Origin of the sequence: Glycomyces sp. L485, from assembly GCF_022548875.1 — a bacterium.
GTDB lineage: Bacteria > Actinomycetota > Actinomycetes > Mycobacteriales > Micromonosporaceae > Glycomyces.
On the sequence record NZ_JAKZEW010000071.1, the window covers coordinates 486 to 11,607 of the forward strand.

Genomic DNA, 11,122 nt, shown 5'->3' on the forward strand with positions numbered 1-11,122 from the left:
GATTCAATGATACGGGCCTGACCAGCAGAAATCATCACCCGATAGGGGGAGAAACCCCTCATGTTCGGGCCCCGGACCGCCTGCCGCCCAACACAACACGAGCAGAGCTCACCCGCCAAAGCCACCCGCCACGCACCCGACCCCCGCAACGCACCCCGAACATCCCTCCACCTCCCCGTCGCCGCCGCCCTTGGTGCACAACAACCAGCCACACACCAGCACCCCGCCAACCGCCCAAGGGCCATTTCCGGGCTCCCCAGGCGCACCGCGAGCCGGTCGATCGGCATCGAGACGGCTCGGCCGGCCTATGGACCGCGTAGAGTGTCGCTGCGCGAAGCGGATCGGATTTCTCGTTCACGCCCGCACCTACTTGCGGGCGAGGGAGGTCAAACCCATGTACTCGCTGATCCGGACGTAGTCGACCGGCCCCTCGTAGCCGGTGTGGTGGTCGGGGCGCACCAGGACCGCGCGCGGGTGGCCGGTGTGGAGTGGACCTGCCTGCCGCTCGCGGTCGAGCACGATCCTCACTCCTTCGGGCGCTGAGGTCCTGGCCCGCCAGTCGTCCGTGAGCACCACCGTGTCGACCGGGGTCTCCCAGTCGCCGCGCAACCGTGCGTCGATATCGGCGGCCCGCGGCAGTTCGGATGCGTCCATTCCGGTCATCAGCAGCGTGTGGCGCTCACTGGAGGCGATCCGGTGCAGCCGAGTGTCGATGCCCTGGACGCCATCGAAGATCGGAGGGTCCGGCAACCGATCGCCCGCGCCGCCGAGGACGGCCCCGCCGCTGCCGCGGTAACTGTGGGCCAGCTGTGAGAGCCTCCGGGCGGCCAGCGCCCGAGCGTACGGCGTGCCGCGCAGAATGCCGAAGACCGCGTCGCGCACATGGCGGCGGGGGTCGGCGCGCAGCAGCATCGCCTCGGCGCCGAGATGGGTCATCCTCACGACCTGGCGTGCGACGCGGTGCCGTTCGGGCTCATAGGTGTCGAGCAGCGTGGCCGGGGCACGACCGGCGCAGACCTCGGCGAGTTTCCATCCCAGGTTGGCCGCGTCGCCGATGCCGAGGTTCAGGCCCTGTCCTCCGAAGGGCGTGTGGACGTGTCCGGCGTCCCCGGCGAGGAGGACGCGTCCCACCTGGTAGCGCGGGGCCTGCTTGTGGGCCAGGGAGAACGTCGAGAACTGCCCCGCAGAGCGGATGGTCCCCTCGACGCCGGTGCGGGACATGGCGGCCTGCGCGTCGGCGATGCTCGGCTCGATCGGCTCGCCGGAGGCGGTCCGGCGCTGCGTGTAGGCGATCCGGTAGGCGCCGGTGCCGGGGAGAGGGAAGACGCCGAATATGCCGTCGGTGTCGGCCGAGAAGGTCATCTCGTTGCGCGGCAGGGGCCAGTCGATCACCGCGTCGCACAGGACCCAGGGGTCGGCGTAGTCGGCGCCTTCGTAGGCGAGACCGGTCGACTCGCGGACCGTCGAGCGGACGCCGTCTGAGCCGATGAGGTAGTCGGCGTCGACGGTCTCGGTCCCGTTCGGCCCCCTCAGCGTCGCTTGGACGCTGTCGGACCGTGTGGACAGTCCGGTCAGGGCGGTCTCGCGGTCTGGGGAGGCGCCGAGTTCGCGGAGGCGGTCGAGCAGGATCTGCTCGGTGCGGTGCTGCGGCAGGTCGATCATGTGGGGGAAGGCCGTTTCGCCTTCCAGGACGCGGAAGTCCACCCCGAGGCGGTCGCGGTGGCCGGTGCGCAGTTGGAGCAGGTCGACCCGGTGGCCCTCGCCGAGGACCCGCTCGGCGGCATCGAAGTCGGAGAGGTATTCGAGTGCCCGGGCGTGGAGGGCGGCGGCCTTGGTCAGCGGCTGCGGACCGGCGTGTTCGTCGATGATCCGAAAGTCGACGCCTCGGCGAGCGAGCTCGCACGCCAGCGCGAGTCCGGTCGGTCCGGCTCCGACGATGAGGACTGCGGTGTGGGACATGGTGAACCTCGCAGAAAATAAAACGAATACTCGTTCTATTTAAATTACGACGCTGCAGTCCGCACCGTCAAGAGCGAACGTTCGCTTTATGATCGGACCGTGCCGAAAGTCTCCGCCGAATACCTCGCCGCCAGGCGCGACCAGATCCTGGCCGCCGCCGCCCGCCGCTTCGCCGCCGCCGGCTTCCACCGCACCTCGATGCAGGACGTCATCGAAGAGGCCGGATTGTCACCTGGCGCGGTCTACCGCTACTTCCGGTCCAAGGACGAGTTGATCGAGGCCATCTCGATCGAGGCGATGGCGCACATCGAGTCGGTGGTACGGGGGGCGCTTGCGGCCGACGAGTCGCTGGCCGACCTGGTCTCGGGACTGCCCGGCGCCTTCGAATCGCTCGGCCGGACCGACGAGCGCTCGCGCCTCGCCGTGCAGGCGTGGAGCGAGGGCCTGCGCAATGCGGACCTGGCCGAGGCGATGCGCGCCGGAATGGCGGCGGTCCGCTCTGCTCTCAGCGACCGGATCGCGCGGGACCGGAGCCGGACCGACGCCGACCCCGATGATGTCGCCGGGGTCCTGCTCGGCCTCCTCCAGGGATACCTCCTCCAGAAGGCCTGGGACCCCGGCCTCGATCCGGCACGCTACGGTCGCGCCGCCGCCGAGCTCATCAGACGCTGATCGACCAACTGTTCAGGGTGCCGGTCGATCCGCCGCTGTAGGTGTCGGTGACCAGCAGGGTCCAAGTGCCCGATGCGCTCTCACTGGACAGGTTCACCGTGTACGAGCGCGTTCCGAAGTCCCCGCTGCCCGAGCCGGACGACTGCAGGGTGCGGGTCGTCCCGTCGGGCGCTTCCAGGGCGACCCGGATGTCACCGTGGTACGGGTGCGTGATGGTCACCGTCACCGTGCTCGACGAGGAGGCCGATCCGCTGCAGTTCAGTGTGATCGGGGATTCGATGGTCGTGCCTTCGGTGATGGTCCGGGAGGTGCCGTGGGCACCGGTGCACTCTCCGCCGGAGGTGCCGCAGTAGTCGGTCAGGTGCGACTGGAGGGCGCTCTTCTCGGCCGGGTCGACCGTCAGGTCGTACAGGTACTTGACGTGGATCCAGGCCTTGACGTAGTCGCAGCGCACGGCGATGTTCGGCGGCATCCACTCGGCCGGGTCGTAGGAGCTCTTGGAGCTGTTGACCGAGGATGAGGCGATCCACAGCTGCGGGGAGTCGATGTCGTTGGCGAAGGCCTGGCGCTGGGAGGTCGACCAGGCCCAGGCGCCGGAGCCCCAGGCCTCGTGGAGTGCTACGACGTGGTCGATCGTGGCGTTGGAGACGCTGCTGGTCCAGGTGTTGTCGAAATCGGACTGCCATGAGCCCGAATCAGGTTGGCAGTCCGAGCCGGTCTGGACGTTGGAGCCGTCGCGGGAGAGGACGTACTGGCGGGCGGTGCAGCCGCCGCCGACGCTCCTCCAATGCGGGAACAGCGAGCGGTCGTAGCTGGAGTTGTGGGATTCCGCGGCGACGGTGAGGGCGCCCAGCTCGGACTGGGCGGTGGAGGCCGAGGGGATGCCCGGCGGGCGGACGGCGGCGGCCGGCGCGGTGTCGAGGACGAGGACGCCGGCGAGTACGAGGGAGGCCGATGCCAGCGCGGCGACGGCGCGCCGCGCGAGGCGCTTCACGGTATGCATGTTTTGTGCTCCTGCGAGGGCTGGTCGGGGGGACCGGTCGGAAGGACGCGAGTCTGGGCAGACAGGACCCATCGACTCTTATCGATCAAAACATAGGATGATGGGCTCCCGCAAGGGGTGCCGCGAAGGGTTAACGACATCGACACGTGTTCCTCACAGAATGGTCGGACGCCGGACATTCCCGACCGCGGCCGCTCGTCTAACTCGGAGTCGCGGCGGGGTTTGAGCTGGTCCACCAGCCACACGTCCACGATGTCGTTCACCACCGAAATAACAGCCTCGTCGGCGTCCTCGAGCGGTTCGCCGTCGGTACGGCCGATGACCACGTACATCAGGAAGTGGCCGTAGGTGTTGTACCCGACCATGGTCGCGGCGCGCCCGAGCTCGGCGCCCGCGCCGTCTGTGCGCAGCGCGGAGAATCCCCCTTCCAGGCCATCCTCAATGGCCTTTCGCAGGTCTTCGGACTCGGCGGCGTCCGCGAGGTTGAGCACGCCCGCGGTGGCGGCGTACTCGCCGTCGGGGTTGACAAGGGTCGCGCGGACCGTCTGGGCGCAGTCGGCGTCGGCGAGGAGCTCTGCGAGTTCGTCGAGGCCGGCGTCGGCGCAGTCGGCCAGCTCCTCGGTCTCCAGGACCTCGTACTGCCCGGCCGCTCCGGCCGGTGTGAAGGCGGCCGAACCGAACAGCTCGCCGACCGAGATCGGCGCGGCGTCGGTCCCACGCCGCTCGATCGGGTCGACGACGTCGGGGGCGTCCGATGCGGCATCCTCATCGGACTGCTCCTGCCGGTGGTCTCCGGGCGTGGTCTGAGGCTGCGCCGCCGGAGCCGTCTCGCCTTCGCGGAGCACGATGAAGGCCCCTGCGCCGCAAGCGGCCACGACGGCCACGCCGCTGACGACGGCGAGCGCGATGAGCCACCAGCGGGTGCGGCGGTGGGCGCGCTGCGCTGCGCGGCGGAGTGGACGCGAGGCATGGATGCGCTCCAGGTGATCCTCCATCTCCTCCTCGGCGGAGCGCCGCGTCGGCGACATCTGCTCCGGGCTGAGCCGCATCGCCGGCGCGGTCCCCCGCGCGCGGTCGATGCGGTCGGTCCGGTCGAGATCCGCGTCGGTGTCGTCAGGTTCCTGCTCGCGCTGCGGGATGCCGAAAGGGGACGGGCCGTGTGCCATGACTCGGAGCATAGTCGCAGAAGGACTTGAAACCGGGAACCTTCCCCCTGGAGAGGTAGCGGCCGCGCGCCACCCCGGTCGCGAACGGAACAGGAGGCACATGGAGTCACTGCAGCCACGGGAGCCGGGTGTGTGTCATGGCCGGGCTCACCGCGCGATCCCCGACCGGTAGGCGCGGACCGCAGGTGACAATAGAGGCGTGTCCGAGCAGCCAGAGCACTATTTCAGCGAGCAGCCCGCCGTCGACGACCGCGAGCGCACCGTCACGTTCGAGCTCGACGGTGTGTCGTACGAGCTGACCACCTCCACCGGGGTCTTCTCGGGGAACCGGCTCGATTCGGGAACGGGCGTGCTGCTCAACAAGGTCGTGCCGCCGGAAGCGCCCGGGACGTTCCTGGACCTGGGCTGCGGGTACGGACCGATCAGCGCGGTGCTGGCGCAGCGGGCCGACGCCGAGGTGTGGGCGGTGGACGTGAACCGTCGAGCGCTGGACCTGACGCGGCGCAACACCGAGAAGCTGCCAGGGACGGTGCGCGTGGCTACGCCCGACAAGGTGCCGTCCGACGCGGCGTTCGACGAGATCTGGTCGAACCCGCCGATCAAGGTGGGCAAGGAGGCGCTGCACGAACTGCTGGAGACGTGGCTGCCGCGTCTGAAGGAGCGCGGTGTGGCTTGGCTGGTCGTCTCGAAGCACCTGGGAGCGGACTCGCTGGCGCGCTGGCTGGCCGAGAACGGTTGGGCCGTCGACAAACACGCCAGCGCGAAAGGCTACCGGGTGCTTCGAGTGGAACGCGGGGAGTAGGTGCCGCCCTCCTGCTCGGCGGTCCTCGAACCCCAGACCCGCCATGACGGCCCGGCTCCCCTTCTCGACGTCCACCTGACGCTGGAAGAGCCGGCGTTCGGCGGTGAGGACGCGCGGAGATCGACGCGGTGCGCCGAACCGGTCGAACTCCGGGCGTCCGCATGTTGACATCGGTCTTGTCATAGCTCAGTGTGATGACGTAGCCTAGGCCGCGTAAACGAATAAACCCACGGGAGCCCGATGCATCGGGCTGAGAGGGGACTGTGCAGTCCCGACCGTCGAACCTGATCCAGATCATGCTGGCGCAGGGAGAAGGAGCTATGAACGCTACTCGTCTACCTCGGCTGCACGTCATCACCGACACGCGCGACGGCGCGGGCCCGAACCACGGTTCGAAGGTCCCGCGCGCGAAGTTCGCGAGCCGGGAATCGGACCTCCCGAGCGGTCCGATCGCCGTCGCCGCGGCCGCGCTCGAAGCCGGCGCCCGCCTCATCCAGGTCCGGCCCGAAGACCACTACAGCGACCGCGCCGCCTTCGACCTCGCCGCCTCCATCGCCGAACTCTGTGACGAGCTGGGCGCAATGTGCCTGGTCAACGATCGAATCCACATAGCACAAGCGGTGGGCGCCGACGGCGTCCACCTCGGAGCCGACGATCTCCCCCTCGACGTCGCCCGCCGCATCCTCCCCGGCGCCGCGGTCATAGGCGGCACCTGCCGCGAACCCGAGGCCGCCCGCGCCGCCCGCCGCGCAGGAGCCACCTACCTCGGCGTCGGACCCGTCTGGACGACCGGCACGAAGACCGGACTGCCCGAAGCCATCGGGCTCGCCGGCCTCGCGGCCGTCTGCGAAGCGGTCGACCTCCCCGTCATCGCCATCGGCGGCATCACCGCCGAACGCGCCGCAGCCTGCCGCGAAGCCGGAGCCTACGGCGTCGCCGTCGTCGGCGCGATCTCCGGCTCCGACAACCCCGAACGCGCCACCGCCGAACTCCTGGAGGCCGTCGGCGAGCACCGTTTCCAGACCGGTTCGGGCGGCCGGCGACTGGAGGACGCCTGATGCGACTCGCCGTCATCGGCGCCGGGTCGATCGGGCTCGCCATCGCATGGCGGGCCGCCCAGCGCGGTGCCGAGACCACCGTCTACGACCCCGAGCCGGGGGCCGGAGCCTCCCGCGTCGCCGCCGGCATGCTCGCAGCCGTCACCGAAGCCCAGTTCGGGGAGGAGGCGCTCCTCCCGTTCATGGCCGCATCCGCCGACGCCTGGCCCGCGTTCGCGGCCGACCTGGAGCGCGCCTCCGGCATCCGCGTCGGATACCGGGACCTCCCGACGCTGTTCGTCGGACTCGAAGACGCCGACCGGGCGGAGGTCCAACGGCAGATCGATATCTATCGGTCGACCGAAAGGAACTATGAGACCGTCAACGGCCGCGCCTCCCGGAAGATCGAGCCGCTGCTCAGCCACCGGACCAGGGGCGGCGTGCTGGTGCCCGGCGACCACGCCGTCGACCCCCGCGCCGTCCACACCGCACTGCTGACCGCCGCCCAGCGCGCCGGCGTCGCATTCCAGGGCGAAACGGTCGAGGACCTCGAATCGCTGGACGCCGACCGCGTGGTCCTGGCCGCCGGCTGCGGCTCCTCCCGGTTCGGACTGCCGATCCGGCCCGTCCGCGGCGCCGTCCTGCGCCTACTCGCCCAGGCCGGTCAGCCGGTGCCCCGGACCACCGTCCGCGGCTACGTACAAGGCCACCCCGTCTACATCGTGACCAGGGAATCGGGCGAAGTCGTCATCGGCGCCACCAGTGACGAGCGTGGTTTCGATCGACTGACAGGAACCGCCGGAGCCGCACACGACCTGCTCCGCCGGGCGATCTCCCTGGTACCGGAGATCGCCGAATACCACCTCGACGAGGTCACAGTCGGATTCCGTCCAGCCGCTCCCGACAACCTCCCGCTGATCGGCCGGACCGACGAGCGGACGATCGCGGCCACAGGCCACTACCGGCACGGCATAGCGCTGATCCCCGCCACCGCCGAAAGCGTGACCGCGCTGGCGACGGGGGAGGACGACACGGTGCCGAAGGCGTTCGACCCGCTGCGATTCGAGGAGAGCCCATGAAGATCGAACTCAACGGCCGGCCGCACGACGGCATCGGGACCGTGACCGAAGCCGTCCGCGTCGCCCTCGGCGCGCCCGACGGAAGCCGAGACGCGGCCGGGCTCGGCCGCGGCACCGCCGTCGCCGTCAACGGCGAGGTCGTCCCGCGCGCCGAATGGGACCGGCCGCTCCTCGACGGCGACGCCGTCGAAGTCCTCACCGCCACACAGGGAGGTTGAACCATGGACAGGCTCCGCATCGCCGACAAGACCTTCGGCTCGCGCCTCATCCTCGGGACAGGCGGCGCGGCCAACCACGCCCAGCTCGCCGACGCCATCACCGCCTCGGGCACCGAACTGGTCACCGTTGCGCTCCGCCGCGTCGACCCGGACACCGAAGGCTCCGTCGTCGACGTCATCGAACGCTGCGGCGTCGACGTCCTGCCCAACACCGCCGGATGCTTCACCGCCGAGCAGGCGGTCCGCACCGCCCGCCTCGCCCGTGAGGCCTTCGGCACCGACTGGATCAAGCTCGAGGTGATCGGCGACGAGGACTCCCTCCTGCCCGACCCCGTCGAGCTCCTCGACGCCGCCGAGACCCTCGTGGCCGACGGATTCACCGTACTGCCCTACACCAACGACGACCCGATCCTCGCCCGCCACCTGGAAGACGCCGGATGCGCCGCGGTCATGCCGCTGGCCGCGCCCATCGGCACCGGGCTCGGCATCCGCAACCCGCACAACCTCGCCCTCGTCTGCGAGCAGGCGAACGTGCCCGTCATCTGCGACGCCGGCATCGGCACCGCCTCGGATGCGGCCCAGGCCATGGAGCTCGGCTGCGCCGCCGTCCTCCTCGCCACCGCCGTCACCCGCGCCGCCGACCCCGCGCTCATGGCCCGCGCCATGCGCGACGCCGTCAACGCCGGCAGGGCCGCCCGCCTGGCCGGCCGGATTCCCAAGCGTCACCTGGCGCAGGCCTCCACCAGCTTCGAAGGAATGGCCGACCTGTGAAAACCGCACTGACCATCGCCGGCTCCGACTCCGGCGGCTGCGCCGGCATCCAAGCCGACCTGCGCACCTTCGCCGCCCACAGAGTCCACGGCACCAGCGTCGTCACCGCGCTCACCGCCCAGAACACCGTCGGAGTCCGCACCGCGCAGCCGGTCGGAGCGGACTTCGTGCGGGCACAGCTCGACGCCGTCCTCGACGACTTCGAGATCGCCGCCGTCAAGACCGGCATGCTCGCCGACCCGGACATCCTGAAGACCGTGGGGTGGGCGGCGCGTTCAGGGCGACTGCCCAACCTGGTGGTCGATCCGGTGATGATCGCCACCAGTGGCGACACCCTGTTCGAAGGAGATGCCGCCGAGTACCTCCGGAGCCTCGGCGACAGCGCGGTCCTGCTGACTCCCAACCTGAGCGAGGCGGACACCCTCGGGGGCGTGATCATCCATGACGAGGACGACATGCGCACTGCCGCGCGCCTCATCGCAGCGTCCACCTCCGCCGCGGTACTCGTCACCGGAGGTCACCTGAACCGCGACAGCTCTCTCGACCTGCTCTGCATCGACGGCGAATGCTTCGAATTCGAGTCCGAGCGCGTCGACACCGACAACACGCACGGCACCGGCTGCACCCTCTCGGCGGCGATCACCGCCAACCTCGCCCTCGGCCACGACCTGCTCGAGGCCGTCGCGGCAGCAAAGCAATACGTGACCGGAGCGCTGACCGCAGGCGCGGACCTGCGACTCGGCCAAGGATCAGGACCGGTGGACCACATGTGGTGGTTCGACGGAGAGAAATGAGGAGAACTTCATGACCACTGCAAGGAAAAAGGTCTACGTAGAGGGGCCGCGCCCCGACATCCAGGTGCCGTTCGCCGAAGTCGAGCTCAGCGGCGGCGAAGAGCCAGTGCGGCTCTACGACACCTCCGGGCCCGGCTCCGACCCCGAGGCCGGCCTCCCGGCCCTCCGCAGCGCCTGGATCAAGGAGCGCGGTACCGACGGCGAGTGCAACACCCAGCTGCGCTACGCCAGGCAGGGCGTCGTCACTCCCGAAATGGAGTTCGTCGCCGTCCGCGAAGGGCTCGAGGCCGAATTCGTGCGCGACGAGATCGCCGCCGGGCGCGCCATCCTCCCGGTGAACGTCAACCACCCCGAGATCGAGCCGATGATCATCGGCAAGAACTTCCTCACCAAGATCAACGCCAACATCGGCACCTCCGCCGTCTCCGACTCCATCGCCGCCGAAGTCGAGAAGCTCACCTGGGCGACCAAGTGGGGCGCCGACACGGTCATGGACCTGTCCACCGGCAAGCACATCCACGAGACCCGCGAGCACATCGTCCGCAACTCGGCGGTCCCCATCGGCACCGTCCCGCTCTACCAGGCGCTCGAAAAGGTCGACGGCGACCCTGTCAAGCTCAACTGGGAGGTCTACCGAGAGACCATCATCGAGCAGGCCGAGCAGGGCGTCGACTACATGACCGTCCACGCCGGGGTGCTGCTGCGCTACGTGCCGCTCGCCGCGAACCGCGTCACCGGGATCGTCTCGCGCGGCGGCTCGATCATGGCCGCCTGGTGCCTCGCGCACCACGAGGAGAGCTTCCTGTACACCAACTTCCGAGAGCTGTGCGAGATCTTCGCGAAGTACGACATCTCCTTCTCCCTCGGCGACGGCCTGCGCCCCGGCTCCATCGCCGACGCCAACGACGAGGCCCAGTTCGCCGAGCTGCGCACCCTCGGGGAGCTCACCAAGATCGCCTGGGAATACGACGTGCAGGTCATGATCGAAGGACCCGGCCACGTCCCGATGCACAAGATCAAGGAGAACGTCGACCTCCAGCAGGAGATCTGCGGCGAGGCCCCCTTCTACACCCTCGGCCCGCTCACCACCGACATCGCGCCCGCCTACGACCACATCACCTCCGCGATCGGCGCCGCCATGATCGGCTGGTTCGGCACCGCCATGCTCTGCTACGTCACCCCCAAGGAGCACCTCGGCCTGCCGAACCGCGAGGACGTCAAAGAGGGCGTCATCGCCTACAAGATCGCCGCCCACGCCTCCGACCTCGCCAAAGGCCACCCCTCGGCGCAGGCCTGGGACGACGCCCTGTCGAAGGCCAGGTTCGAATTCCGCTGGGAGGACCAGTTCAACCTCTCGCTCGACCCCGACCGGGCGCGCGAATACCACGACGAGACCCTCCCCGCGGAGCCCGCGAAGACCGCCCACTTCTGCTCCATGTGCGGACCGAAGTTCTGCTCCATGAAGATCAGCCAGGAACTCAAGGACTACGCCCAGCAGGGCATGTTCGAGAAGAGCGAGGAGTTCATGGAGTCCGGCGGGAAGGTCTACCTGCCCGTCGTCGAGTCCTGACGGCCGCGCCTCGAAGGCGCCCGCCAGGCCTGTAGCCGAGGTCACGGCGGG

General features: G+C 69.6%; 11 protein-coding genes and 1 riboswitch. Of the genes, 8 read left to right on the forward strand and 3 right to left on the reverse strand.

Annotation, left to right across the window (positions count from 1 at the left end):
• Positions 1-366: 366 nt before the first annotated feature.
• Positions 367-1,959 (reverse strand): FAD-dependent monooxygenase, encoded by a 1,593-nt coding sequence (locus L0U85_RS19765; protein ID WP_241379490.1) that lies wholly within the window; start codon positions 1,957-1,959, stop codon positions 367-369.
• A gap of 99 nt (positions 1,960-2,058) precedes the next feature.
• Between L0U85_RS19765 and L0U85_RS19770 the strand changes: the two genes are divergently transcribed.
• Positions 2,059-2,631 carry a TetR/AcrR family transcriptional regulator gene (locus tag L0U85_RS19770; RefSeq protein WP_241379491.1) on the forward strand — a complete coding sequence of 191 codons (573 nt, stop codon included), beginning with the start codon at positions 2,059-2,061 and terminating at the stop codon, positions 2,629-2,631.
• On the opposite strand, the gene L0U85_RS19775 is transcribed toward L0U85_RS19770, so the two are convergent.
• Together L0U85_RS19775 and L0U85_RS19780 are read right to left on the reverse strand one after the other, a co-directional pair.
• Entirely contained in the window at positions 2,621-3,634 is a 1,014-nt protein-coding gene (locus L0U85_RS19775; RefSeq protein WP_241379492.1) for a proprotein convertase P-domain-containing protein, read from the reverse strand. The genes L0U85_RS19770 and L0U85_RS19775 overlap by 11 nt on opposite strands.
• A complete protein-coding gene (locus tag L0U85_RS19780; protein ID WP_241379493.1) occupies positions 3,622-4,800 on the reverse strand; it encodes a hypothetical protein in 1,179 nt (392 codons plus the stop codon). Before L0U85_RS19780 ends, L0U85_RS19775 begins: the two co-directional genes overlap by 13 nt.
• Positions 4,801-4,999: 199 nt before the next feature.
• On the opposite strand from L0U85_RS19780, the gene L0U85_RS19785 reads away from it, so the two are divergent.
• The 7 genes from L0U85_RS19785 to thiC all read left to right on the forward strand — a co-directional run bounded on the left by L0U85_RS19785 (position 5,000) and on the right by thiC (position 11,071).
• Positions 5,000-5,602, forward strand: coding sequence for a methyltransferase (locus L0U85_RS19785; RefSeq protein ID WP_241379494.1), 603 nt, complete (start codon positions 5,000-5,002; stop codon positions 5,600-5,602).
• A gap of 221 nt (positions 5,603-5,823) precedes the next feature.
• Positions 5,824-5,930, forward strand: a riboswitch (TPP riboswitch).
• Positions 5,923-6,660: a thiamine phosphate synthase gene (gene thiE, locus L0U85_RS19790; RefSeq protein ID WP_241379495.1), complete on the forward strand. Its 738-nt coding sequence runs from the start codon at positions 5,923-5,925 to the stop codon at positions 6,658-6,660. (Overlaps the previous riboswitch by 8 nt.)
• The gene (gene thiO / locus L0U85_RS19795) at positions 6,660-7,718 is read left to right on the forward strand and encodes a glycine oxidase ThiO (protein ID WP_241379496.1); all 1,059 of its coding nucleotides are present in this window, start codon (positions 6,660-6,662) and stop codon (positions 7,716-7,718) included. Before thiE ends, thiO begins: the two co-directional genes overlap by 1 nt.
• Positions 7,715-7,936, forward strand: coding sequence for a sulfur carrier protein ThiS (thiS, locus tag L0U85_RS19800; protein WP_241379497.1), 222 nt, complete (start codon positions 7,715-7,717; stop codon positions 7,934-7,936). Before thiO ends, thiS begins: the two co-directional genes overlap by 4 nt.
• Positions 7,937-7,939: 3 nt before the next feature.
• A complete protein-coding gene (locus L0U85_RS19805) occupies positions 7,940-8,707 on the forward strand; it encodes a thiazole synthase (protein WP_241379498.1) in 768 nt (255 codons plus the stop codon).
• On the forward strand, positions 8,704-9,501 hold the full coding sequence (gene thiD / locus L0U85_RS19810; RefSeq protein ID WP_241379499.1) for a bifunctional hydroxymethylpyrimidine kinase/phosphomethylpyrimidine kinase: 798 nt from the start codon (positions 8,704-8,706) through the stop codon (positions 9,499-9,501). Before L0U85_RS19805 ends, thiD begins: the two co-directional genes overlap by 4 nt.
• 10 nt (positions 9,502-9,511) lie before the next feature.
• Complete coding sequence (thiC, locus tag L0U85_RS19815; protein ID WP_241379500.1) at positions 9,512-11,071, forward strand: phosphomethylpyrimidine synthase ThiC; 1,560 nt, start codon at positions 9,512-9,514, stop codon at positions 11,069-11,071.
• The last annotated feature ends 51 nt before the right edge of the window (positions 11,072-11,122 follow it).

Excerpts from the sequence above, each read along its gene's own strand:
- L0U85_RS19765 (WP_241379490.1), bottom strand. The coding sequence starts at position 1,959 with ATGTCCCACACCGCAGTCCTCATCGTCGGAGCCGGACCGACCGGACTC.
- L0U85_RS19775 (WP_241379492.1), bottom strand. The coding sequence starts at position 3,634 with ATGCATACCGTGAAGCGCCTCGCGCGGCGCGCCGTCGCCGCGCTGGCA.
- L0U85_RS19780 (WP_241379493.1), bottom strand. The coding sequence starts at position 4,800 with ATGGCACACGGCCCGTCCCCTTTCGGCATCCCGCAGCGCGAGCAGGAA.
- thiE (WP_241379495.1), top strand. The coding sequence starts at position 5,923 with ATGAACGCTACTCGTCTACCTCGGCTGCACGTCATCACCGACACGCGC.
- thiO (WP_241379496.1), top strand. The coding sequence starts at position 6,660 with ATGCGACTCGCCGTCATCGGCGCCGGGTCGATCGGGCTCGCCATCGCA.
- thiS (WP_241379497.1), top strand. The coding sequence starts at position 7,715 with ATGAAGATCGAACTCAACGGCCGGCCGCACGACGGCATCGGGACCGTG.
- L0U85_RS19805 (WP_241379498.1), top strand. The coding sequence starts at position 7,940 with ATGGACAGGCTCCGCATCGCCGACAAGACCTTCGGCTCGCGCCTCATC.
- thiC (WP_241379500.1), top strand. The coding sequence starts at position 9,512 with ATGACCACTGCAAGGAAAAAGGTCTACGTAGAGGGGCCGCGCCCCGAC.